The organism is Lacticaseibacillus camelliae DSM 22697 = JCM 13995, from assembly GCF_001311195.1.
GTDB classification, from domain to species: Bacteria; Bacillota; Bacilli; order Lactobacillales; family Lactobacillaceae; genus Lacticaseibacillus; species Lacticaseibacillus camelliae.
In genome coordinates this window covers 1-21,237 of the sequence record NZ_BBAJ01000026.1, presented here as the reverse complement: position 1 = coordinate 21,237, position 21,237 = coordinate 1, and the positions used below count along the sequence as shown (strand labels likewise).

24 protein-coding genes, 1 tRNA gene and 7 pseudogenes are annotated in these 21,237 nt (G+C 58.1%); 6 read left to right on the top strand and 26 right to left on the bottom strand.

All coding sequences use genetic code 11. The features are described from left to right. Positions 1 to 105: 105 nt before the first annotated feature. From JCM13995_RS06510 to JCM13995_RS06480, 7 genes and pseudogenes are all read right to left on the bottom strand, one after another. On the bottom strand, positions 106 to 648 hold the full coding sequence (locus tag JCM13995_RS06510) for an Asp23/Gls24 family envelope stress response protein (RefSeq protein ID WP_225350762.1): 543 nt from the start codon (positions 646 to 648) through the stop codon (positions 106 to 108). A 63-nt stretch (positions 649 to 711) separates the two neighbouring features. Beyond that, positions 712 to 1,106 (bottom strand): annotated as a pseudogene (locus tag JCM13995_RS06505) (Asp23/Gls24 family envelope stress response protein). Positions 1,107 to 1,113: 7 nt separating this feature from the next. Further along, positions 1,114 to 1,314 (bottom strand): DUF2273 domain-containing protein, encoded by a 201-nt coding sequence (locus tag JCM13995_RS06500; protein WP_054663735.1) that lies wholly within the window; start codon positions 1,312 to 1,314, stop codon positions 1,114 to 1,116. A gap of 16 nt (positions 1,315 to 1,330) precedes the next feature. Next, positions 1,331 to 1,687: an alkaline shock response membrane anchor protein AmaP gene (gene amaP, locus JCM13995_RS06495; RefSeq protein WP_054663732.1), complete on the bottom strand. Its 357-nt coding sequence runs from the start codon at positions 1,685 to 1,687 to the stop codon at positions 1,331 to 1,333. A 2-nt stretch (positions 1,688 to 1,689) separates the two neighbouring features. Further along, positions 1,690 to 1,869: an Asp23/Gls24 family envelope stress response protein gene (locus JCM13995_RS06490; protein WP_054663730.1), complete on the bottom strand. Its 180-nt coding sequence runs from the start codon at positions 1,867 to 1,869 to the stop codon at positions 1,690 to 1,692. A 27-nt stretch (positions 1,870 to 1,896) separates the two neighbouring features. After that, positions 1,897 to 2,163, bottom strand: a complete 267-nt coding sequence (locus JCM13995_RS06485; protein WP_054663728.1) for a GlsB/YeaQ/YmgE family stress response membrane protein — start codon at positions 2,161 to 2,163, stop codon at positions 1,897 to 1,899. A 276-nt stretch (positions 2,164 to 2,439) separates the two neighbouring features. Further along, the gene (locus JCM13995_RS06480) at positions 2,440 to 3,123 is read right to left on the bottom strand and encodes a zinc metalloprotease (RefSeq protein ID WP_054663725.1); all 684 of its coding nucleotides are present in this window, start codon (positions 3,121 to 3,123) and stop codon (positions 2,440 to 2,442) included. A gap of 152 nt (positions 3,124 to 3,275) precedes the next feature. Here JCM13995_RS06480 and JCM13995_RS06475 point away from each other — a divergent pair. Continuing rightward, positions 3,276 to 3,349: transfer RNA gene (locus JCM13995_RS06475), tRNA-Arg, on the top strand. A gap of 201 nt (positions 3,350 to 3,550) precedes the next feature. On the opposite strand, the gene JCM13995_RS06470 is transcribed toward JCM13995_RS06475, so the two are convergent. From JCM13995_RS06470 to JCM13995_RS06460, 3 genes are all read right to left on the bottom strand, one after another. Further along, positions 3,551 to 3,976, bottom strand: a complete 426-nt coding sequence (locus tag JCM13995_RS06470; protein WP_054663723.1) for a DUF3284 domain-containing protein — start codon at positions 3,974 to 3,976, stop codon at positions 3,551 to 3,553. A gap of 85 nt (positions 3,977 to 4,061) precedes the next feature. Beyond that, positions 4,062 to 5,351 carry a DEAD/DEAH box helicase gene (locus JCM13995_RS06465; RefSeq protein WP_054663720.1) on the bottom strand — a complete coding sequence of 430 codons (1,290 nt, stop codon included), beginning with the start codon at positions 5,349 to 5,351 and terminating at the stop codon, positions 4,062 to 4,064. Between the two features lie 8 nt (positions 5,352 to 5,359). Then, positions 5,360 to 6,340, bottom strand: coding sequence for a Gfo/Idh/MocA family protein (locus JCM13995_RS06460; RefSeq protein WP_054663717.1), 981 nt, complete (start codon positions 6,338 to 6,340; stop codon positions 5,360 to 5,362). Between the two features lie 218 nt (positions 6,341 to 6,558). Between JCM13995_RS06460 and JCM13995_RS06455 the strand changes: the two genes are divergently transcribed. Further along, positions 6,559 to 6,846 carry a DUF4828 domain-containing protein gene (locus tag JCM13995_RS06455; RefSeq protein ID WP_082397746.1) on the top strand — a complete coding sequence of 96 codons (288 nt, stop codon included), beginning with the start codon at positions 6,559 to 6,561 and terminating at the stop codon, positions 6,844 to 6,846. An 80-nt stretch (positions 6,847 to 6,926) separates the two neighbouring features. Here the strand turns inward: JCM13995_RS06455 and JCM13995_RS06450 are convergent, their stop codons facing one another. The 3 genes from JCM13995_RS06450 to JCM13995_RS06440 form a co-directional block, all read right to left on the bottom strand. Beyond that, the gene (locus tag JCM13995_RS06450; protein WP_225350761.1) at positions 6,927 to 7,277 is read right to left on the bottom strand and encodes a YxeA family protein; all 351 of its coding nucleotides are present in this window, start codon (positions 7,275 to 7,277) and stop codon (positions 6,927 to 6,929) included. A 74-nt stretch (positions 7,278 to 7,351) separates the two neighbouring features. Next, positions 7,352 to 7,615, bottom strand: coding sequence for a hypothetical protein (locus tag JCM13995_RS06445; protein WP_054663714.1), 264 nt, complete (start codon positions 7,613 to 7,615; stop codon positions 7,352 to 7,354). Beyond that, the gene (locus tag JCM13995_RS06440) at positions 7,609 to 8,085 is read right to left on the bottom strand and encodes a GH25 family lysozyme (protein WP_054663711.1); all 477 of its coding nucleotides are present in this window, start codon (positions 8,083 to 8,085) and stop codon (positions 7,609 to 7,611) included. Before JCM13995_RS06440 ends, JCM13995_RS06445 begins: the two co-directional genes overlap by 7 nt. A gap of 185 nt (positions 8,086 to 8,270) precedes the next feature. On the opposite strand from JCM13995_RS06440, the gene JCM13995_RS06435 reads away from it, so the two are divergent. The 3 genes and pseudogenes from JCM13995_RS06435 (at position 8,271) to JCM13995_RS06425 (ending at position 10,262) form a co-directional block, all read left to right on the top strand. Then, complete coding sequence (locus tag JCM13995_RS06435) at positions 8,271 to 8,462, top strand: hypothetical protein (RefSeq protein WP_054663709.1); 192 nt, start codon at positions 8,271 to 8,273, stop codon at positions 8,460 to 8,462. 44 nt (positions 8,463 to 8,506) lie between these two features. Continuing rightward, positions 8,507 to 9,429 (top strand): annotated as a pseudogene (locus tag JCM13995_RS06430) (SPFH domain-containing protein). 104 nt (positions 9,430 to 9,533) lie between these two features. Next, positions 9,534 to 10,262, top strand: coding sequence for a glycosyltransferase family 2 protein (locus tag JCM13995_RS06425; RefSeq protein WP_082397747.1), 729 nt, complete (start codon positions 9,534 to 9,536; stop codon positions 10,260 to 10,262). A 44-nt stretch (positions 10,263 to 10,306) separates the two neighbouring features. Here JCM13995_RS06425 and JCM13995_RS06420 read toward each other — a convergent pair whose 3' ends face one another. Then, positions 10,307 to 11,260 carry an aldo/keto reductase gene (locus JCM13995_RS06420; RefSeq protein ID WP_054663703.1) on the bottom strand — a complete coding sequence of 318 codons (954 nt, stop codon included), beginning with the start codon at positions 11,258 to 11,260 and terminating at the stop codon, positions 10,307 to 10,309. Positions 11,261 to 11,344: 84 nt separating this feature from the next. Here JCM13995_RS06420 and JCM13995_RS06415 point away from each other — a divergent pair, with 84 nt between their 5' ends. Beyond that, a complete protein-coding gene (locus JCM13995_RS06415; RefSeq protein WP_054663700.1) occupies positions 11,345 to 11,911 on the top strand; it encodes a hypothetical protein in 567 nt (188 codons plus the stop codon). Between the two features lie 98 nt (positions 11,912 to 12,009). On the opposite strand, the pseudogene JCM13995_RS06410 reads toward JCM13995_RS06415, so the two are convergent. From JCM13995_RS06410 to JCM13995_RS06355, 12 genes and pseudogenes are all read right to left on the bottom strand, one after another. Further along, a pseudogene (locus tag JCM13995_RS06410) lies at positions 12,010 to 12,654 on the bottom strand (nitroreductase family protein). A 90-nt stretch (positions 12,655 to 12,744) separates the two neighbouring features. Next, positions 12,745 to 13,167: a TetR-like C-terminal domain-containing protein gene (locus JCM13995_RS14410; RefSeq protein ID WP_156314358.1), complete on the bottom strand. Its 423-nt coding sequence runs from the start codon at positions 13,165 to 13,167 to the stop codon at positions 12,745 to 12,747. Continuing rightward, positions 13,134 to 13,340 carry a TetR family transcriptional regulator gene (locus tag JCM13995_RS06400; RefSeq protein WP_054663694.1) on the bottom strand — a complete coding sequence of 69 codons (207 nt, stop codon included), beginning with the start codon at positions 13,338 to 13,340 and terminating at the stop codon, positions 13,134 to 13,136. The genes JCM13995_RS14410 and JCM13995_RS06400 overlap by 34 nt, the downstream gene beginning before the upstream one ends. Positions 13,341 to 13,391: 51 nt before the next feature. Further along, positions 13,392 to 13,880: a GNAT family N-acetyltransferase gene (locus JCM13995_RS06395; protein ID WP_054663691.1), complete on the bottom strand. Its 489-nt coding sequence runs from the start codon at positions 13,878 to 13,880 to the stop codon at positions 13,392 to 13,394. 83 nt (positions 13,881 to 13,963) lie between these two features. Continuing rightward, a pseudogene (locus JCM13995_RS06390) lies at positions 13,964 to 14,697 on the bottom strand (HAD hydrolase family protein); the annotation flags it as partial. Positions 14,698 to 14,800: 103 nt separating this feature from the next. After that, complete coding sequence (locus JCM13995_RS16875) at positions 14,801 to 15,121, bottom strand: histidine phosphatase family protein (protein ID WP_054663685.1); 321 nt, start codon at positions 15,119 to 15,121, stop codon at positions 14,801 to 14,803. Then, on the bottom strand, positions 15,102 to 15,452 hold the full coding sequence (locus JCM13995_RS16870; RefSeq protein WP_054663682.1) for a histidine phosphatase family protein: 351 nt from the start codon (positions 15,450 to 15,452) through the stop codon (positions 15,102 to 15,104). Before JCM13995_RS16870 ends, JCM13995_RS16875 begins: the two co-directional genes overlap by 20 nt. Then, a pseudogene (comA, locus tag JCM13995_RS06375) lies at positions 15,452 to 16,215 on the bottom strand (phosphosulfolactate synthase). The gene JCM13995_RS16870 and the pseudogene comA overlap by 1 nt, the downstream one beginning before the upstream one ends. Positions 16,216 to 16,349: 134 nt before the next feature. After that, a pseudogene (gene rlmD, locus JCM13995_RS06370) lies at positions 16,350 to 17,712 on the bottom strand (23S rRNA (uracil(1939)-C(5))-methyltransferase RlmD). Between the two features lie 130 nt (positions 17,713 to 17,842). After that, a pseudogene (locus JCM13995_RS06365) lies at positions 17,843 to 18,870 on the bottom strand (diacylglycerol kinase family lipid kinase). Between the two features lie 15 nt (positions 18,871 to 18,885). After that, positions 18,886 to 20,316 carry an Asp-tRNA(Asn)/Glu-tRNA(Gln) amidotransferase subunit GatB gene (gene gatB / locus JCM13995_RS06360; protein WP_054663679.1) on the bottom strand — a complete coding sequence of 477 codons (1,431 nt, stop codon included), beginning with the start codon at positions 20,314 to 20,316 and terminating at the stop codon, positions 18,886 to 18,888. A 1-nt stretch (position 20,317) separates the two neighbouring features. Further along, positions 20,318 to 21,237 (bottom strand): amidase family protein (locus tag JCM13995_RS06355; RefSeq protein WP_054663676.1); only part of this gene is annotated, 920 nt, incomplete at its 5' end.

The window sequence follows — 21,237 nt, the reverse complement described above, 5'->3', positions numbered from 1 at the left end:
ATTATGACAGCCTGTCATGCCGAATGCCTCCGCCGCAAGACTGATTAATCGCCAAAAGAGTCGCGCAGGGGGCTGCACGACTCTTCGGGAGTGATTCAGAAAGGCTTAGGCCGGCTGCATGTCGCGGTCGTCGTCCTTCGTCATTGCGTCTTTGTTCTGCTTAGCTTTTTCCGCTTCGATCTCATCGTCGGTCAGCATGTCCTTGACCGTCATTTTCACTTCGGTCACGTCCATGCCGGTCATCTGCTTTACGTTCTTCACGATTTCGTCGGTCGCCTGTGCGAACACTTTGGGCGCTTCTTCGCCGTAGCGCATTGTCGCGTCCAGTTCGATCTTGACCTTCTGGTTGTCGTCCACGTTCACCGAAACACCCGCCTTCGGATCGTCATCCTTGCGCAGGAAGTCGGTCATGTCGTGGAACATGCCACCTTCAAGCCGCAGCAGCCCATCCACGTCGCTGGCGGTGATGCCGGCGATTTTTTCGATCACCGCGTCGTCAAAGCGCAGTTCCTTTTTCAGATCGTGAGGCGCGGTTGCGTCTTTCGGTTCTGCAGACGCAGCGTGCTCGTACGGATGATCATTAGCATACAGTTCGGTGGTGTCTTTGTCTAACCGGTTCAAGTTGTGCTTCATTTCTTCGTTAGTCATCGTGGCCTCCTTAGGCAGCGGCCGAACCAGTCGGCCAGCGTCACTGAGAGTACTTCCGGTGGCTTAGCTCTGGCGCTTCTGCCACTCGCTTCTGGTCAGCACATCCGACACGTGCAGGTTCAGCTCGACCAGCTGCAGGCCGGTCATGCGCATCACCGCTGTATCAACGTCCTGGATCAAGCGTCGTGGATCTCGCGGGCATCGGCATCGAACGCCAGCAGCGCCGTCATGTCGATCGCGACTTGGTGCTCGCCGACCTCGGCCTTGATGCCCTTGGTGATTTTTTCGTCGCGGCCCAGACTTTCGGCCATCTTGTCGACCACGTTGCCGTCCATTGCCAGGATGCCTGGGATCTTCTGGGCGCAAACGCCCGCAATTTTTTCCAGGACATACGGGTCAAACGTCAATTTAGAGTTGGTTTTCAGAGTGGCAACACCGGGATCAGTCATGGTTTGCATCGGCAAATTACCTCACCTCCCGCCGGCGATTTTCAGCGCCGTTTTGGAAAAAGGCCATCAGGGCAGCACGGCGCGGCCATAAGTAGCGCTCGATCGCGTAACCTCCGGCCGCCGCCAGAATCACAAACAGCATGCCGAGAAAGCCGAAGCGCATCCAGGCCAGGGCTAACCCTGCGCCGATCAATGCGCCGATCATGTTGTTGGGCATGACGCCTCCTTTCTCGCTACAGCACCCGGGCGGCATTGCCCGGCGCCTTCGCGCCAGGGTGAAGGTTGACCTTGATCTTCTTCACCGGAACGCCAAGCAAGTGCTCAAGCTTGGTTTGGGCCGTTTTCTCGATACCCGCTGCCTGGGCTTTCAAGTCAGTCGGATCAAGACTGTAGGCATCGATGGTGGCCTGCTTCACGTGGCTCTTGTGCATCGTGGCCGCAACCGCCACCCCTTTGACCGGATGTTCAGCTGCAACCGCCTTGGCAACGGTGTTTTCAACCGCCCGCTTGGACACGGACAGGTCGCCTTGGTCGCTTGCCAGCGTCAACTTCGTGGTGGTAGCTGGCCGAAGCACCGCCACCAGCAGCATGATCAGGAACGTGATGCCGACAAACGCCGCCAGGCCGAACAGGACCAGTGCGCAGGCTGCCAGTACACCAGCAGCCAGGCGCGAACGCCGGCCAGCGGCCAGGTCAGCGCCATGACCGCTAAGGCTTGGACGATGCCGATCACGGCGACCAGCCCGAGTAGTGCTTTGGTCAGTGGGCGCATCGTTTTCCCTCCTTTAGGAAATGGCGGTTAGGCGCGGTCACGCTTTTTCCCGGTCATTCCAATCAGCAGTGAAACGACGAACACCACGACCATCGCGCCGATAATGGCCGGAATGATCGCCATACCGGCAACGTTCGGGCCCCAGTTGCCGAGCAGACTACCGCCCACCCAGGCGCCAACCAGACCACCAACGATATTGCCGATCCAGCCACCAGGCATGTCGCGGCCAACGATCAGCGAACCGATCGCGCCAATCACGGCCCCAATAATGAGGACCCAGATCAGATGTAACATAGTTCCCACTCCCTTCAGTGGATTGTCGAGACGGCGCCGGCTTGGCACTGCCATACCGGGGCCATCCGTTGTCAACAATCGAGCGCAGCGCCGAGTGACCTAGGATACTCGGTGCCGCATAAGCTGGCAGCGTGCGCTTCCAGCGCCTCGGGGATACTGTGGCAGGACTCTCCTGCCTAATATCATCGTAACTAAATATTGCGATGATTAGCAATTAAAATGCTTATTGAAATGATTAACTAATAATAATAAAAAAACGACTGTCCGAAGCAGCCGTCAGCGCCAAAGCAAATGGCTGATCAAATTCATCGCCAGTGCGATCACGATGAGCAGCCCACCAATCCAGGCCATCAGGACATTCAGCGCCGACCAGCTGGTCAAAGCGCTCGGCGCGACCAGCGTCAGCACGCCTGAAACTGCCAGCAGCATGACGGCAAACGCTGGCATGCCGCGCAGCGTCGTGTGCAGATCGGCGGCAGACAGACTGGCCCCAAAGCTCAGCGTCAGCGTGATCACCAACCACGCCAAGGCCCACGGCCAAGCCGGTAAAATGGTCCCCCAGCCGACTAGCGCCAGCGGCTGGCCAGGCCAAAACGCCCGCTTGCCGATCATCAAGACCACCGCGCCGAACACCCAAACAGGAGCCCCGCCGGCAAAAAACAGGCCCAGCCGCTGCCACAGCGAATGCTTCTTAAACCTGAACGTCACGTGCCCTGCCGAGCGGCGATCGGCGCTTTGGGAAACCGAGAACTCCTGGATGCGCAGCCCAAACAAGCGCCCGACCAGCGCATGCGCCGTTTCGTGGACCCACAGGCCGGGCTTCATCAGAGGCAGCTGTGCGTTTGACTTACCGGTGACGTTCACGATGTGCTGAATCGTTCGGCCGTTGATCCAGGATAGAATAATGGCCATCGCGAGCAAATTCCCCAGCGTGCCGCCGACCGTTTGAAGATAGATCACTGACTCTTTGCCCCCTTCTAGTACACACGTGGCCATTTTACCATGAAGCGCCTGCCGGCCGGGCCCGGTCATGGCTTAAATGCCGGCATTTCGGCTTTTTGGCTGTCAGTGAGTTGACAGCAATTCGGGTTTAGCGCAGAATTAAATTATTCGCGCTCTTAGCTCAGCAGGATAGAGCAACTGCCTCCTAAGCAGAAGATCATCGGTTCGATTCCGATAGAGCGCAGTGATCAACTACTATCCGTCCGGCAGTCCATGGCGACTACCGGGCTTTTTTTCATGGCCAAACAGCCAAAATCATCCAGGCGCGTGCCATCAGCGCCGCCTGAGCACACAAACGCCTCTGCACCGCGATCCTAAAACCGAACCGCAATGCAGAGGCGCTGATGTTTTTGGCTAAAACCGGGTGATGTCTCAGTCGCCGACGCTACTCGCCGTCTTGGTAAGAGGCAGCCACGCTGTCCCACATTTTTTTCATGCGGCGCTTCTTACTCCAGCCGATCAGGACCATCATGATCATGTTATTGGTTTTCTTGATATCGTCGGCGTAATCCGCGTTTTCGTGGTAAACCACGTCGGTCTTATTGTCCTCCGTGCCGGTCAAATCGTAACGCGTGTGGTAAGTGTCACCACCGGCAATGGTATCGAACGCGTAGGTCTGGTTTTGCACCAGCTGCGCAATCTTAATGCGAATCGTGCCGCGGGCGCCCATGGACTTCTTGTATTCAAACCCAGACAACTGCGTAAAAGTCAGATCTTGGCCGGTTTCATGCTTAATGTCGTAAAGAACCGAATCGATCAGTTTTTGATAGAAAAAGTCGACTGGTGCATCGACCGTACTTGTTACTTTCATCTAAAAAGGCCTCCGAATATCTGCGCGCTTGGCGTAGTCTATACCACCCATTATCAGCTAATGCGCAGGCTGACGCAAGGGGGGGCTATTTTGGCCGCCGCTTGCCCTTGTTCTTCTGGTCCCGCAACCGCTTCTTGTGGTGTTTCTTCCTGAGCGGCGGCACCGCCTTGGCCGCCGGTTTCAGCACACTCGCTTGCGGCACTGCCGGTTGCTTGGCTGCTGCCGACTGCTCAGCTTGGGCGGGCTTAAGTGGCGCAACCGGCGCCTCCTTTGACGCTTCGGTGGTCATTTTGCCATCGGTCAAATAGCCGCGCACGATCTGGTACTGCGGCACCAGCTTGCGCAAGTCCCGCAGGTCGTGGTCGTCGCCCAGCGTCAGGACCATGCCCTTGGCGCCCATTCGCCCGGTGCGCCCGGCCCGGTGGATGTAAGCCTCGGCCCGCGTTGGCGTCTGGTAGTTGATGACCGCCGGCAGGTGCGGAATGTCCAGCCCGCGCCCAGCCAAGTCGGTGACCAAAAGCAGTGTCACCTTGTGCTTGCGAAAGGCGTTCAACGCGTTGGCGCGCGTTGTCGAACGATCGGTGCGATTCAGCACTGCAAACTTCACGCTCTGGTGGCTGAGGGTCCGCGCAACCTTCATCATCACGGCGTTTTGGTTAAAGAACACCAAGGCCTGGAACTTATCCAGGTGAGCCAGGTGCCGCAACCAGACCTCGCGGTGCGCATTATCGGTTTGGACAAAGTAGTGCACGACCGCCCCTTGCGTGTGGTCGAAGGCGCGCACGTCAATGATTTCTACGTCCTGGCCAAACTGCGCGGCCAGCTCCTTGAACATCGGACTGTCAGTCGCGCTGAAAAAGGCCAACTGCACTTCGGCCGGCGCCGCTTCCGCCAGTTCGCGGACCTGACCCAGCCCTGGGTCGCGCAGCATCTCATCTGCCTCATCGATCACCAAAGTCCGCAAACTGGCCAGCTTCAGGCGGCGCGATTGCACCAGCTCCAGCAGCCGGCCGGCCGTGGCGATGATCACCTCGGGTTTTTCCTTGAGCTGCTCCAGCTGGCGCTTCACGTTGGCGGAACCGGTCACGCCAACCAGGTGCAGCCCGGCGGCTTTGGCATAAGGCCGCAGCACGTCACGGGTCTGAATCGCCAGCTCCTGCGACGGGCTGACGACCAACAGCTGCAAGCCCGCGCCAACCGCCGTTTGCTCCAGCAGCGGCAGCGCAAAGGCCAGGGTCTTGCCCGACCCAGTAGGGGCCAGGCCGACCAGTGATTGGCCATCCTTCAGCGGCTGATAAACTTTTTCCTGAATGGGCGTTTCGGCCTTGAAGCCGGCCGCGTCCCACAGGGGTTTAAACATTGATGCAATTGGCATGTTGTCTCCTATTCCGGGTCTGTCCCGAAGTGAATGTCCGTGGTCGCGCGCAGCTGGCCCATCACCGTGTGCACCTGCTTGGCCAAGTTAAACGCTTTGGCAAACGCCGCGTGGTCGCCGGTCTCGATGGCGCGGCCAAAGTAGTCGGCCTCGTAAGCCAGGGGATTTTCGACTTGCGGCTTGGCCAAGTCTTGCGCATCGACGCCAAAGGTGTGCGCATGATCAAGCACGCCGGTCGCGCCGAAACTCAGCGTCGTTTTGCCAAAGTAGATTTCGCTTGGGGCCTGCGTGATGTAATTTTTCCCGATCAGCAAAGTCACGTTGCCAAAGTCGTAAGACAGGCTGGCCACCCCGCTGCCGTCGACCCCGCTGGACAGCACGTTGGGCAGGTAAACCACCTCGCTGGGCAGGCCAAACCAGCCGATGGCTGTGTACACGGAGTAAACGCCAAGGTCCATCAGGGCGCCGCCGCCAAAGCGTGGCGAAAAGATGTTGGGATCATCCCCGGCCAGATACGCATCATAACGCGAGGAGTACTTGGCATTCACCAGCGTTGCACCGCACAGCGCACCCTTGTGATTCTTCACGTAATCGGCGATCACTTGGTAATTCGGGTCATAAACGTGGCGCGCCGCCTCAAAGACTAGCTGGTCCGGATGGGCGGCCTGCGCCTCTTCAAGCGCCGCCAGCTGACTGCGGTCGGTCACCATCGGTTTTTCCACGATGACGTGCTTGCCCGCGTTCAGCGCCTGGATGGCCTGGCCCGCGTGCAAGCCGTTGGGACTGGCAATGTACACCACGTCGATTGGGCTGGCGAAAAACGCCGCCAAATCGGTGTAGATGGCCGCATCGTGGGTCTCGACGATAAACTGACGCGCCGTCTCCTCGTGGCGCGAGTACACCGCCGTGAGCTGAAAATGCCCGGTTCCTTCTGCCGCCTCCACAAACTGGACCGTAATGCCATTCGTGCCGATAATTCCTAATTTCAAAGTGGTCCCACCTTTCTCATTTTTCAAAGATGCTTTTAAAGATATTGTAACAGACCGATTTGATTCTGATACCTCAGCGTAACAACTGCATGCTATGATGAGGGTATCATAAATAGGGGGTCAAGGGATGCCATCATTCGTGCACAATCTCATTAAAGGCTTAAAAAAACAGTGTGCCGCACCGGCATCACCGCCACGGCAACCCGGCGCCAACGCCGATGGAAACACTGGCCCAGCAGTACACGGGCCGTTATGCCTTTTTAGACGAGCTGACCAATAAAACCCACCAAATCGTGGTGTCAAAGGATCTGGCCATCAAAATTGACGGTCGGGTCCTGCCGGGCACAGTGACCGGCATTTCGACCGACCGCCTCACGTTCCTTGACCACTACGGCTACCAGCTCATCATCACCAACGGCGAAAGCGGCCCAACTAAGGTTTACGATGAGGCTGAAGACACCACTTACAACATTATCGCCCCGACGACCCCCACTGATGAGTCGTGACCATTCTGCGGGCGCACGCAAAAGCCGATCACTTCAATTGCGAAGTGGTCGGCTTTTTCTCATCTTCTAATTAATCCGGCTTAAGGCGCGCTGCGGGACGTCGACGCTGTCCACGGCTTCCCAGCGCGTAACGCCTTTTTTTTAGTGTTGTACACCAGCTTCAGGTAGGCGCCTTGCTTCAGCGGCCGAGCCTTGTTGGCGTTGAAGTCAAGCATTCGGCTATGCCCCTTTTCATCGTACCCAGTCAGGTGGTAGCGATAATCGGTGTAGTGGCGGCCTTTGTCGTCTTGCGGGGAAATCCGCTCGCCGCCGGTCGTGACCTTGGTATAGTAAGTCGTGCCGCCGTACGAAAGCACGGCCACTAATTGGTAGCCGCCAAACGCCAGCGCCAGCAGCAGGACCAGCCCGACCAATACTTTTTTCATCATCATCACCTCACCTGTTAGTATCGGCGCCAGTCAGTCTTTCCGCCATCGATTGACCTAACAGTTGGGTGACAATTTTGTTATTCGCCGGCCGCCTTCAGCGCCTGCTTACTGCCCATAAAGGCGACGGCGGTGTAGGCCGTACCGGCAGCGGTCAGCGTGCCGTCTTGCCAGAAAGCTGCGCCGTCAAACCGCGGCCTGCCGCCACTGATCACCCAGCGTTTGGCCGACCGGTCGAGGCCTTTCAACTCGCCCAGCGCGGTCGGGCTGCCCATCAGAACCAGCGGCCGCGTGGTGTAGCGGCGCAGCTCAACAATGAACGCCTGCACCTTGGCCTTCAGCACCGCAGGCTTGGGCGGGTGATCGGCGTAGCACCGTAAAAAACCACGCGCAGCCCAATGGGCAGTGTGCCAATATTTTTGCCCACTTTCTCGGCAAAATAATCCGCCTGCGCGCCCGGGTCGCTGTCAAACGAGAAGTAGTGATACACCCCGACCTCAAGGCCGCTGCCGCTGGCCTGCTGATAGTTCGTGGCGAAACTGTCGTCAAAGAAGCTTGCGCCTTGCGTGCTTTTCAGGTAGACAAAGGCCACCCCGGAGCTTTGCAGCGCCTGAAAATCGGCGCTTCCATCGCTTTGCGACAGCACCACACCGCGCACGGGGTACTTGGCCACCCCGGTTTTGCGCTGAGTCCACAGCCAGCCACCAAGCGCTACCAAGGTGACGGCCAGCAGCACCCCAACGACCATCCAGATGCGGCGCCGCTTGATGTAAGTATTCGAGTAAATGGGCCGCTTGCGTCTGCGCCGCGCCATCCCTGTCGCCCCTTTCAGCAAATTACCACTATTATACCGATTTGCTGGCACGCCGTCAGAATTACTGTAGAATGAAGGTAGTTGATCGTTGTGACATCGCGTTCGCCGCCAACAAAATCAGCCCCAAGACCGATTTTGTCACCGGCAAACGGTCTATGATGTGGTCAGTTGCAAGGAGGCAGCACATGCTAGATGAACGCTTGATCGGCACGACATTCACCTTGACCCACCCGGGCAATGGCGAAGTGATCCTGTTTGGCATTCATTATCATTACCGGCTGCTCGACAGCGCGACCACTGGCGATCTTGTGGTCGTGGCTGAGGCTTCAGCACTCGGATTGGGGGTCCGGCTGGCCAAGCGGCAACTACAGTATTAGCACAGCTGAGCGCCGCGCTTGCGACAATCAAAGGAGGAGTTAACATGTTCGGAATTATCATTTGGGCAATCGTGATCATCGTTGCCATTTTTCTACTGATTATCTTGTTCTCCAGTATGGCCATTATTCATACCGGGGAAGTCGGCATCGTGGAACGGCTGGGGAAGTATGTCCAGACCCTGCAGCCCGGCTTCCATGTGGTCCCACCGTTTATCTACCGCATCACCGAGATCGTCAACATGAAGCAGATCCCGCTGAAGGTCGACGAGCAGGAAGTCATCACGAAGGATAACGTTGTGGTCCGCATTTCCGAAACGCTGAAGTACCACATCACCGACGTCAACGCCTACGTTTACCAAAACAAGGACTCCGTGCTGTCCATGGTCCAAGATACCCGCGCTAACCTGCGTGGCATCATCGGCAACATGGACCTGAACGACGTCCTGAACGGCACCGAAACCATCAACCAGACCCTGTTCCAGCAGATCGCCACCACCACTGCCGGCTACGGCCTGAACGTGGACCGCGTTAACATCGACTCGATCCAAGTGGACAAGACCATTCAGGAATCCATGAACAAGCTGCTTCGGGCTTCGCGTGAAAAGGAAGCCAACATCATGGAGCGGAAGGCCTGAAGCAGGCCGCCATCGCCAAAGCCGAAGGGGAAAAGCAGTCTGACATTCTGCAAGCGGAAGCCAACAAGCAGACGCAGATCCTGGAAGCTCAAGGTAAGGCTGAGTCACAGCGCCTGATTGCCGAAGCCGTCCGCGACCAGATCAACTCGATCAACGAGGGACTCAAAAACAACGGCGACCTGTACCTGACCTACAAGAACGTTGAGGCCTTGGAAGCCCTGGCCAACGGCTCGTCCAACACCGTGGTCATGCCAAGTACCGCCATCGATTCACTGGGCCAGATTCCAGCCGTTGGCAAGGTCCTGGCCAGCGCCAAGCACGTCGAAAACTAACTGACCGTCCCGCAAACCGCCGGTATCCTCAGATGCCGGCGGTTTTTGATACCCAAGCCAATTATTTGTTTTCAGCCCTGCCCCGCGGATAATTACCTGTGGAGGTGAGTAACATGGCTGAATCATTGACGATCGTGATCCCGACATACCAGCTCGGCGCCTATTTTGAGCCGCTGCTGGCAGACCTGACGAACCAAACCGCCGACTTTATCCTGTGGCTCGTTGACGACGGCTCCACCGACGGCACCGCCGTCCGCGGCAGCGCCTTTGTTCGCGGCATCCCCAACTTTCACCACGAGGCGTTTGCCCACCACCGCGGCGTCTCCGCGGCCCGCAATTTTGGCCTGGCGCGGGTGACGACCGGCGCGGTGGCCTTCGTAGACGGCGACGACCGCATCGCCCCCACGTTTGCCGCCACGTTGCAGCAAGGCATGAGCACTGACGTCGCCGCAGTCACAATCGGCTACCGCTGGTTTCGGGCTGCACCGCAAAGACGCGAGCGCGAACTTCGCCTGGACCAGCGGGCCATGTTTGACCAGGTCGCTCATCACGGCACTGAAATTGGCGGCTATGTCTGGAACAAAGCCTTTCGCACCGCCGCGATTCGCCGCGCTGATCTACGCTTTGACGAACGCCTCCCCATCGCGGAGGACTACCTCTTTACCGCGAGCTTTGTCGCGGCCACGCCGGGCCCTTACGTCTATCGGCCCGCCATTTTGTACACGAAGCAAAACCGCCCCAACAGCACGATCCACACCGCCAACTGGGAAGCGCGACAGACCGAGGACCAAGTGTTTGACCGGATCCGCCAACTCGCTTGCCAGCTGCATTAAAAAAAGGCGCCAGCCACGGCCAGCGTCCTCTTAACGGCGTCTCATTAAGGCAAATCATTGCCTGCTGCAAAGTAGACATCGTACCACTCCTGGCGCGTCAGCTGCACGTCGGAGCCGGCTGCGGAATCCTTGATGTGCGCCGGATTCATCGTGCCAAGGATGACCTGGAACGGCACCGGCATACGCAAGATCCACGCCACCGCGATGCCATTTTTCGAGACGTGATACTTCTCGGCCAGCTCAGCGAGCTTGGCGTTCAGCTTGGGGAACTGATCATTGTCAATGTAGACACCGGCAAACGTCCCGTACTGGAACGGCGACCACGCCTGCAGCGTGACGTGCTTGCGCCGCGAAAAGGCCAGGACGCCGCCGTCGTGATCGACCGACCGCGTATCTTCCATGTTCACGTGCATGCCGACGTTGACCATGCCTGTGTGCATCACAGAGAACTGGACCTGATTAATGAGCAGCGGCTGGCGCACATTTTCCTGCAGGAATTCAAACTGCTGCGGATCAAAGTTGGACACGCCAAAGTGGCGCACCTTGCCGGCCTGCTGCAGCTCGTCAAACGCGGCAGCGACCTCTTCTGGCTCCATCAAGGGATCCGGGCGGTGCAGCAGGAAGGAATCCAGGTAGTCCACCCCCATGCGTGAAAGCTCGCCGTCCACGGCGTCGATCAGGTGCTGCTTGGAAAAGTCGTAGCGCTTGCCGAACACTAGACTGCCATGCGAGCGCGCCGGGTCGACGACGATGCCGCCCTTCGACTGAATGAACAGCTGGTCGCGGCGAATGCCGGACTGTTTCAGCGCAGCGCCAAAGACTTTCTCCGAGTCGCCTTGGCCGTAAATGTCTGCCGAGTCAATGAAGTTAATGCCGGCTGCCACCGCGGCGTTCAGGCTGGCCGCCGCCTCGTCTGTGGATAAGGCGTTCATGCGCATGATGCCCAGGGCCACGTTGGATGCTTCCCAGTTTGTGTTGCCAATTTTTACTGTTTTCATAATTTCACCTCACTTCGGTTTAACCACAGGCAAGTGCCGCCGTCAAGCCGGCTTCTGGTACAATAGCCTTATCGAGGTGTCGTGATGCCAAAAATTCAGCTCGCCAGCGGGATGCACATTGACGCCCGCAGTGCCAACTCCCAAGTTAAAATGCTCACTGCTTTGCAGCGCCTGCACGCTGAGGGCATCGCTTTTGAGTCCCTTAAGATCGGCAAATTTTGCCAGTATGCCGGCGTGTCCCGGGCCACCTTTTACCGGCATCACCAGGACCTGCAGGACATCCTGGCCGTTGAACTCCTGAAACAAATCGGCGCGTTTGAGCACCGCGTCGATCAGCGCACCATCATGGACTTTCAAAACGGCTCCGCGCTGATTGTCTCTGCGCTGCTGGACGCGCGGCGGCTGTGGCAGCTGATTGTCTGGGCCCACGCAGAGGACCGCGCCCGGTCACTCATGATCGGCGCCGTGCAGCGGGTGCTGATCACCCGCGATTACCCCAGCGCCGACCGCACGTTCATCAGCGAATGGCTGGGCACTGCCCTGCTCACGTTTGCGCTGCAAACTGCCCAGGTCGAGCCGGCCATGCCACCAGCCAAGGCGCTAAGCCTGTACCGCACGCTGATCCCGGATCTGCCGCCGATCGTCAATTAACCCCTACTCGCCGCGCGCCACGGTGCGTTTTTTTGGCGAACGCAAAACGCCTTCACCCAGTTAGTCAATAACCGGGTGAAGGCGTGCTTTCGTTCAGTTCAGGCGAACTCAATGACCTTGTCGACTGGATAACGAGCAGACTTCATTTCGTCTTTCCCGTCCTTGGCCGGCTTGCCCAGCGCAATGGCCATGACCGGCACATAACGCTCCGGGTCCAACCCGAAGACCTTAGCTGCCTTGGTCGTGTCGTAGCCGCCGATTGGGTTGGATTCATACCCGTGCGCCCGCGCAATCAGCATCAGCTGAGTGGCCGCAATCGTACTGTCGACCGTGGAATCGTTCACGAGCATGGACTTTGGGGCCTTTTCGTACAGCGGCAGGAAGGTGTTCAGGACTTCGTCGCGCTTGGCCGGTGTGATGCGGCCATCCTCGCAAGCCTTGTTCCACAAGTCACGGTAGGACTTGAAGGCCAATGTGTCACCGAAAATCTGGATCATCGCGCTGCAGGTGTCCAGCTGCGGCTTGTTGAACTTCATGAAGTAAGAACGCAGCTTGTCCTTGCCTGCCTCGTCATCGACGATCACAAAGTGCCAAGCCTACAAATTGCAGGCAGATGGCGCGGTAATTGCCTCTGAGATCATCTGCTGAAGCTCTTCACGAGGGATCTTAACACTCGGATCAAAGTCCCGGACTGATTCACGGTGCAGCAATACGTCACCAAAATCGTTATTCACAAAAGCCATAAACGCTCATCCTTTCTGTTCATGAATTCGCTTACATGATTATTGTAAGCAACCCAATCGCAATAGAGAATGGTCAATTAGGACGGTTTGTCAGACATCTGACAAATCAGCCGCTTTGTTTGCTTTTTCCAGCACCTGCACGATGATCTGATCCATCGTGTCATGCAGCTGCTGCCGAATCGCTTCCGGCTTTTCCGGTAGCCCGGCGCGAAGCCAACGCACCAAAACGCTGACGAACCCACCGACAAAGAACTCGGCGACAAACTGCTGCGTCGCTTCGTCGACAGTCAGACGCCGCCCCTTGATCACGGCTTGAATGTACCCGTTCAGAATCTGCCGCATGGGGGTACAAAAAATCGCCTGGACCTCTTCCAGCGTGATATTCGCGTAAAAATTGGCGTACAGGTCGGCGTTGTCAGCCAGATAGCAGAGCAGCTGGTAAAGGTCCTCTTCCCAGTGGGTGTAGTCCGGATCTTTTGTTAGTAGCTCAACGCCTCGTCGGCAAACGTCCACTGCAGCAGGCCAAAGAGATCATCAAAGTGGTAATAAAAGGTCGGCCGCGCCATGCCAGTGACCGCAAGCAAATCCTGAACCGTGATGTCTTCAAACGGCTTAGTCCGCAATACGGTTTTTAACGCCGCGGAAAAACGCCGCTTCGTTGCTAATGAAATCTCTGAATTCTTCATGGTTGCCTCCCCAGGCCAACGCTTGGCCCACTTGCCGGACTCCCGATGGCGTCATAGCAGCTGCACCATGTCATACCACACCTCACCGGCATGGACGGAAGCCGATTGGCCGTCGCTGACAAACCCATTGCGCTGATAAAATGGCACCAAGGCGGCCAAACAGGTCAAAGTCACGCCCACTCGGTGCTGCCGGCGACCAACTGCCGCCAGCTGCGCTAACAAAGCGGAACCGATCCCCTGCCCGCGAACAGTCGGCGCCACGGCCAAGCTCAGAATCGCCAGGTACGGCGCACTCGGTGAGTTGGGGTGGGCGGTCTCAAACAAATCATCCGTTAAGTGGCGCTGAGTGATGGCCGGACCGACAACATAGCCAACCAACCGGCCGCCTTGCCAGCCAGTGATAAAAGTCTCAGGATAGGCCGCGATTCGTGCCGCCATGCTGGTCTCTGTGGCGGCCTCAGCCGGGGTGAAACCGGCGTGTTCAATGCGCATAATGCCTGGCAGATCGGCAGGGCGCGCCAGTTGAAAAATCAGGCTCATCGCTGGGCCCCCAGAACATATTTTTCGACCGCGGCCGCCACACCGTCGTGGTCATTGTCCAGCGTGACATGCGTTGCGACCTGCTTCACGGCATCGATGCCGTTGGCCATCCCGATTGCGCACCCGGCCCACTTCAGCATCGGCAGGTCATTCGCTTCGTCGCCGCATGTCATGACCTCTTCAGCGGTCAGGCCCAGCTTGGTCGCCAGCGCCTGAAGCCCTTCGCCCTTGTTGGCTTTGGATTCATGACCTCAAGGAAAAACGGGGTGGACCGCACGACGTAATACGCATCGCCAAACGCCTCCCGGGCGCTGGGCTCAATGGCATCCAGCACGGCCTTGGGCGCCGTCAGCATTCCCTTCACGTACCGGTAATCAGCCGGCGCCTGGGCGGGGCTGAGGCGCGTAATCCCGACACGGCTGTCGTAGGCCTGCCGCACCGCGTAGAAGCTAATATTGTCATTGGGCGAGATGACGGCGCCTTTGGCATCCCGCAAGTTGTACTTCAGCTGGTGCGCGTGCGCAAACTGATCGAGTGCGGCGAAGTCGGCCCGGCCCAGATCAAAATTGCTGAACTGCTCGCCAGCCAGCGACAGCGTCACCGCCCCGTTAAACGTGATGGCGTACTCGTTCGGTCCACTCAGCCCCAGCTGATCCAGCAGCGGCTGCACCGCCTGCACCGGGCGGCCCGTGCAAAGCACCACCTTGATGCCTTGATCATGGGCCTGCTTCAGCACAGTCACTGTGTGGGCAGTCAGTTGCCGCTTTGAATTCAGCAAGGTATCATCAATATCCGTCGCAATCAGTTTAATTGTCATAACTTTCCCCTTTGGTCGATTATGCCTCAATTATATCGCAGTTTCGAATTGCGCCTAGGCGCATAAAAAGCCGCCTGCAAGATAACAGACGGCCGTGGCGTTCCTAGAGAATCGACACGTTACCCTCGTCCAGATCAACATGGGGGAGGTAGGCGGTTTGGTTATAGACATCCACGTAGTACTGATCCGCCACCACACCAACAATTGACGTGGACAGATTTTTCAGTCCGAGCAGGTGATCGTTGCCGGTCAGGTGGCGCAACCCGAGCTGGGCGATGCCGCCGTGGGTCACGATCAGCGCGTTCCCGTCCGCCGGCAAAGCCTCAGCAATCTGTTTAAGCGCCGCAGCAAAGCGTTCGCCAGCTACATTAAAGTCCTCGACTCCCAGTGCGGTCAGCCCGGGATCATTTTCTCGGCGCGACAACTTTTAAAAGCGCAAGGTGGTCTTTCACCAGGTCGGCACGCTTTTGCCCCTCCCACTGGCCAAAGCCAATCTCGGTCAAACCAGTTACCGGCGTTAAGCGCAAGGCGTGGTGACGCGGCATGCGCGCCAGGATCAGGTTGCCAGACGTGACCGCCCGCGCCAAGGGGCTCGTGTACGCGGCCGCGAAGTCGTACTGATCCAGGTAGGCCGCCACCCGCTGGTAGGGCGTCAGATCGTCCTGCAAGACGGGACTGTCACCGCTGGCGCCCTGCAGCCGTTTTTCCACGTTCCACTGGGTCCGGCCGTGACGGACAATGAACAGCCGCTTCATTACAGCTGGCCCACGGTGTCGCCGCGCAGCCCGCGCCGCAAGGTCTCAAGCGCCGTGACTTCATTGCTGGCGATGTTGCCGAGGTTAATGCCGACGCCAAACTGGCGGATCAGCGCGACCTGCTGGCTCTTCAGCGGCGCCTCAAAAATCAGCCGGTCGGTGCCCCCTTTTGCTAATTCCTGCAGCTCGTTTTCAATGATATTGCCATCCGCATCGTAAATCCCAATGTTTTTGCCGGCCTCGCGCGCTTCGATGATGACGTAATTGGCGCCATTTCGAAGATCAGTTTGAATCTGCATCAACCGCTCGTGAATGCTGAGCTTGTGATCGAGCTTCGGGTCTTTCTTGCCGACTTCCGAAATGACGAACAGCCCCGCGTCCTTGGCCTGCTGGATTACCTGCTTGCGATTGCTGGCCGAAATGTTCGTCGAGCCGTCGCTGACCTCGACACCGCCAAACCCAAGTGCCTGCGTCTCTTTTAAAAATTCGGAGAACTGCCCATTCAGCAGTGCCACTTCAAGCAAGGTGCCGCCTGGGTAAGGAATCACGCCGGCTTCCCGATACATCGCCGTCTTTTTTTCGATCAACTCGCGGTCCATGGTCGCGGCCGTCCCCCAGCCGAACTTGGCGTAGTCGAGGTAATCCCCAGCGGTGGCCAGCAGGTCTTCGGTTTCGTTCAGCCCCAGCCTTTGTCCAGCATCATTGTTTTGCCGCGCGGCGTCGTGGTCTTCGGCGTGTTCTTTAAGAATGCGTAGGCTTTCATCAATCAGTTGCCTCCTATGTGTTGATAACTCTCATTTTACCAGTTTAGTGAAAGCGTAATGTGACAAACATGTGAAACTTTCTCATACAAAAAGGCCGCCAGCCGGCAGCCTTCCTCACACTGAGTCAATTTTCTTACCGGTCCAGGACCGTGACGCTTTCGATACTGGTCGTTTGCGGAAACATGTCAACCGGCTGCGTCTGCTTAGCGTGGTAGCCAAACGCTGCCAGGGCCTTCAAATCGCGGGCCAGGGTCGCCGGATTACAGGACACGTAAACCATCTTCGGCGGCAGCAAAACGCCGACCGCGTCGATGAACTCCTTTGCCAGCCCCTTGCGCGGCGGGTCCACCATCAGCACATCGACCGGCAGTTTTTGGTCGCGCCAACTCTGCATGGCATCCTCGGCCTTGCCCACGGTAAAGGTCACATTGGTCAAGCCGTTAAGCTTGGCATTGTCGCGCGCGTCAGCAACGGCCTCCGGCACGATTTCCACCCCGTAGACCTGCTTGGCGTGCTTGGCCATGGCAAGCGAAATCGTTCCGATGCCGGAATACGCGTCAATCACCGTTTCCTGCCCAGTCAGACCCGCCGCCTCAATGGCCTGCGAGTACAGGACCTCAGTTTGCGTCGGGTTGACCTGGTAGAACGACACCGGCGAGATCTGGAACGTGTTCCCCAGCAGCTTGTCGGTCAGGTAGGAATGCCCGGCCAGCAGCCGCGTCTTTTTTCCCCATGATGACGTTGGTGCGCTTGTCGTTGAGGTTCAGCATAATGCTGGTGACCTCAGGCAGCGCCTGCTGGATCCCTGCCACAATATCGTCCTGATGCGGCACGGCCCAAGAGGTGACCACCAGGACGATCATCATCTCGTGCGTATAAAAACCGCGTCGCACCATGATGTGGCGCACCAACCCGGTGTTGTGCGCCTCATCGTACCCGGTCAGCCCGTACTTGCGCAGCAAATCGCGCACCACGATGACGGCCGCATCGATTTTTGGATCCTGAATGTAAAAATCCTCCAGCGGCACCATGTCGTGGCTGCGGCGCTTGAAAAAGCCGGTCGTGGCCTGGCCGTTGATCTGCCGCACCGGGATCTGTGCCTTGTTACGGTAACCGGTGGGGTGGTCCATCCCCAGCGTTGGGCGCACCGGAATGTCCAGCCCCTGCTTCTTGAACAGTTCCTGGATCTGGTGCTGCTTGAACTTCAACTGCGCCGGGTACGCCAGGTGCTGCAGCGGGGCAATGCCGGTTTGGGTGTACGTGTGATCCACCGCATCGACGCGGTCCGGCGAAGTTCGTTCAAGCTTCTTGAGCTTGGCGAAGCCGTACTGCTTTTCGGTCTTCAACACATGGACCAGCGCCTTTTCCCCTGGCAGCGTGTCCTCGATGAACAGCGGGTAGCCGGCGACCTTAGCCACGCCCATGCCTTGGTACGTGAGATCTTCAATTTCGACTTCAAGTTCTTGATTCTTGACCACTGGGGTTTTCGCCACCATGGGCCTCCTTTCGCCGCAAAGCGGCAACGCAAAAATGACTCCACTCACTGTACCAGACCAACCGGCAACTCACAAGCGCCGCCGCGCAAAACAGGCGCCGGTCAAGGACACTGACCGACGCCTGCAGGCATTACTTGTCGTCACCAGACGCGATCTGCCCGTCGCCGTTCAGGTCCTGATGGGAAATGTTTTCCACTTCCTCAAGGTACCCCTGCTGGCGTACGAGGTCGATGTCCAGATTCTTCTTGGGGATCTCATCAACGTTGGCAAACATCTCGATGTGCTGCTTCAGGTTGACGAACGTCATCGGCGCGCTCCCACCGTAATCACCGTCGAGGTTGATCTTCATCTCGCCGCCGTCCTTGCGCGTCGCGACCAGCTTGGAAGTTTTCGTGTAGATGATGTTCGAGTCATCCACGTGGCGGCCGCCGTTCAGGACCTTGGCGATCAGCACCAGCATGTCCCCGAAATTGCCGGTTTTGACAACAATCAGCGAGAACTTGCCGTCACCCATGCTGGAATCCGGCACGATTTGCTCGAAGCCGCCGACGCTGTTCGTCATCGCCAGCAGAAACATCGAGGCGGGACCGTCGTACACCCCATCGTCGTACTCCAGGTGCATCGGCACGGACTGGATCGCCGGTAGCATTTCCGCCGCCTTCACCACGTATGCGAAGTAGCCAAAAATCGACTTAAACTCCGACGGTACTTGGTACGTCAGCTCTGTGAGCAGCCCGCCGGCCGCGATGTTCATGAAGTAGTGACTGTTGGCCTGGCCGATGTCCATCCGCAGGGTCTGCCCCTTCAGGATGACCTTGGCCGCGGCGACCGGGTCATCGCGCGGAATGCGCAGTGCCCGGGCGTAGTCGTTGGTCGTGCCGGCGGGAATCAGCGCCATCTTCGGTCGGTGCTTGTGCGGTGCGATGCCGTTCACGACCTCGTTGATGGTGCCGTCGCCCCCAGCGCCCACAATCAGCGCAAACCCGGCCTCAGTTGCCCGGCTGGCCTCTTTTTTCGCGGAAAAGGTTCGGCGGTCGTCTGAAACGCCGAGGCTTCGTAGCCCGCCTGCTCCAACACGTCAAGGATGTCCGCGACGTACCGCCGCATGCCTTCATTACCCGAAGTTGGGTTATAGATCAAACGTGCGCGTGGGCGCATCGCGATCACCTCCTGTTACCGCTTTTTGATTTCAGTCATTAAGATCTTGTTGGCGACTTTTGGATTGGCTTTGCCGTGGGTCTGCTTCATCAGTTGCCCAATCAAAAAGCCAATGGCGCGTGACTTGCCGTTCTTGAAGTCGTCGATACTTTGCGCGTTATTATCCAAAATATCGTTGACGATCGGCGTCAGCTTGGCCGGGTCGGACAGCTGGACCATGCCCTTTTCCTCGACCCACGCCTTCGGATCGGTATCGTGCTGGATGATTTCCTGGAAGACCTTCTTGGCAATCTTGCTGGAAATCGTGCCGTCGGCGATCAGGTTGATCATCGCGGCCAGGTGCTCAGGCGTCAGCGCAACGTCCTTCAGCTCCAGATGCTCGGCGTTCAGGTAGCCAGAGACCTCACCCATCAGCCAGTTGGACGCCTGCTTCGGGTCGGCACCAGCGGCCACGGTGGCCTCAAAGAAGTTGGCCATTTCCATGGTCAGAGTCAAGACCCCGGCGTCGTATTCCGGAATGCCCCAGTCCTGGACGTAGCGTGCACGCCGCTTGGCCGGTGCCTCCGGCAATTTGGCCTGGACCTCATCGATCCATTGCTGCGACACAAACACCGGTGGCAGGTCTGGTTCCGGGAAGTAGCGGTAATCATCCGCGCCTTCCTTGACCCGCATCAGGATGGTTTCCTTCTTGGCCGGATCCCAGCGCCGCGTTTCCTGGCGCACTTCACCGCCTGCCATCAGCAGCTGGATCTGACGCTTTTGCTCGTAGGCCAAACCGTCACGCACGTGGTTGAAGGAGTTCAGGTTCTTGATTTCGGTCTTGGTGCCGAAGCCATCCTGGCCGATCGGGCGCACAGACAAGTTAGTGTCCACCCGCATCGAGCCTTCTTCCATTTTCACGTCGGAAGCGCCGGTGAACTGCACGATTTGCCGCAGCTGTTCAAGGTACTGGTAGGCCTCTTCCGGCGAGGCAATGTCAGGCTCGGAAACGATTTCGACCAACGGCGTGCCCTGCCGGTTCAAATCGACATAGGAGTACCCGTCGTCTTCATGGGTGTTTTTCCCGGCGTCTTCCTCGACATGCAGCTCGTGGACGCCGATTTTCTTCTTCTTGCCGCCGACCTCGATCTCGACGTAACCATTGGTGCCCAGCGGCGTCTCGCTTTGCGTGATCTGGTAGGCCTTCGGATTATCCGGGTAAAAGTAGTTCTTGCGGTCAAAGTGCGTGTGGCGCGTGATATCGGCGTGCAGCGCAAGGGCCACCATGATGCCGTAGGAGTATGCCCCGCGGTTGATGGTCGGCAGCGTGCCCGGGAAGCCCCAGTCGATCACGTTGGTGTTGACGTTTGGCTCAGCGCCGTAAGACACCGGGGTCGGCGAATACATCTTCGACTTTGTTTTCAGCTCAACATGGACTTCGAGTCCAATCGTGGTTTCAAAATTCATCTTAGTTCGCACCTCCCGGAATCGCGTCGAGGTAGTCATTCTTGCTTTCAAAGGCATCGGCTGCCTGCAGCAGCGTCTGCTCGTCAAACTGCTTGCCGATCAGCTGCAGGCCAACGGGCATGCCGTCGACAAAGCCGGCCGGGATCGACAGCGCCGGCAGGCCGGCCAAGTTGACCGGAATCGTCAGAATGTCGTTCATGTACATGGTCAACGGGTCGGTGACCTTGGAGCCGATCTTGAACGCAGTGGTTGGCGTGGTCGGCCCAATGATGAAGTCATAGTCTTCAAAGACCTTGTCGAAATCACGCGAGATCAGCGTGCGCACCTGCGCTGCCTTTTTGAAGTAGGCGTCATAAAAACCGGCGGACAGACTGAAAGTCCCCAGCATAATGCGGCGCTTGACCTCGCGCCCAAACCCTTCGGAGCGCGAGCGCACGTAAACATCGTCCAGGTTTTTGACGTCCTTGGCGCGGAAGCCGTAACGAATCCCATCAAAGCGCTGCAGGTTCGAGGAGGCCTCAGAGCTGGCGATGATGTAGTATGCCGGCACCGCGTACTTGGTGTGCGGCAATGAAACCGTGTCGACAGTCGCACCCAGCGCGCGGAACTGCTCGGCGGCCTTCTTGACCTGGTCGGCCACGGCGGCATCGACCCCTTCACCCAGGTATTCCTCGGGCAAGGCGATCTTCATGCCCCGAATCGACTGGCCCAGCTTGGCCGTGTAATCCGGCACGTCAAGGTCCGCCGTGGTGGCATCCTTGTCATCATGGCCGGCGATGACGTTCAAGGTCAGCGCCGCGTCACGCACGGTGCGCGTCAGTGACCCCACAACGTCCAGGCTGGAGGCAAAGGCGATGACGCCCCAGCGCGATACCCGGCCGTAAGTCGGCTTCAGGCCGACAATGCCGTTGAACGCTGCGG

Bases quoted from the DNA above. Each gene is read 5' to 3' on its own strand.
- JCM13995_RS06450 (WP_225350761.1), bottom strand. From the start codon at position 7,277: ATGATGATGAAAAAAGTATTGGTCGGGCTGGTCCTGCTGCTGGCGCTG.
- gatB (WP_054663679.1), bottom strand. From the start codon at position 20,316: ATGAATTTTGAAACCACGATTGGACTCGAAGTCCATGTTGAGCTGAAA.
- JCM13995_RS06470 (WP_054663723.1), bottom strand. From the start codon at position 3,976: ATGAAAGTAACAAGTACGGTCGATGCACCAGTCGACTTTTTCTATCAA.
- JCM13995_RS06435 (WP_054663709.1), top strand. From the start codon at position 8,271: ATGCTAGATGAACGCTTGATCGGCACGACATTCACCTTGACCCACCCG.
- JCM13995_RS06415 (WP_054663700.1), top strand. From the start codon at position 11,345: ATGCCAAAAATTCAGCTCGCCAGCGGGATGCACATTGACGCCCGCAGT.
- JCM13995_RS06455 (WP_082397746.1), top strand. From the start codon at position 6,559: ATGGAAACACTGGCCCAGCAGTACACGGGCCGTTATGCCTTTTTAGAC.
- JCM13995_RS06485 (WP_054663728.1), bottom strand. From the start codon at position 2,163: ATGTTACATCTGATCTGGGTCCTCATTATTGGGGCCGTGATTGGCGCG.
- JCM13995_RS06420 (WP_054663703.1), bottom strand. From the start codon at position 11,260: ATGAAAACAGTAAAAATTGGCAACACAAACTGGGAAGCATCCAACGTG.
- JCM13995_RS06510 (WP_225350762.1), bottom strand. From the start codon at position 648: ATGACTAACGAAGAAATGAAGCACAACTTGAACCGGTTAGACAAAGAC.
- JCM13995_RS06500 (WP_054663735.1), bottom strand. From the start codon at position 1,314: ATGCCCAACAACATGATCGGCGCATTGATCGGCGCAGGGTTAGCCCTG.
- JCM13995_RS16870 (WP_054663682.1), bottom strand. From the start codon at position 15,452: ATGAAGCGGCTGTTCATTGTCCGTCACGGCCGGACCCAGTGGAACGTG.
- amaP (WP_054663732.1), bottom strand. From the start codon at position 1,687: ATGCTGCTGGTGGCGGTGCTTCGGCCAGCTACCACCACGAAGTTGACG.
- JCM13995_RS06395 (WP_054663691.1), bottom strand. From the start codon at position 13,880: ATGAGCCTGATTTTTCAACTGGCGCGCCCTGCCGATCTGCCAGGCATT.
- JCM13995_RS06490 (WP_054663730.1), bottom strand. From the start codon at position 1,869: ATGCGCCCACTGACCAAAGCACTACTCGGGCTGGTCGCCGTGATCGGC.
- JCM13995_RS06400 (WP_054663694.1), bottom strand. From the start codon at position 13,340: ATGAAGAATTCAGAGATTTCATTAGCAACGAAGCGGCGTTTTTCCGCG.
- JCM13995_RS06465 (WP_054663720.1), bottom strand. From the start codon at position 5,351: ATGCCAATTGCATCAATGTTTAAACCCCTGTGGGACGCGGCCGGCTTC.
- JCM13995_RS06440 (WP_054663711.1), bottom strand. From the start codon at position 8,085: ATGGCGCGGCGCAGACGCAAGCGGCCCATTTACTCGAATACTTACATC.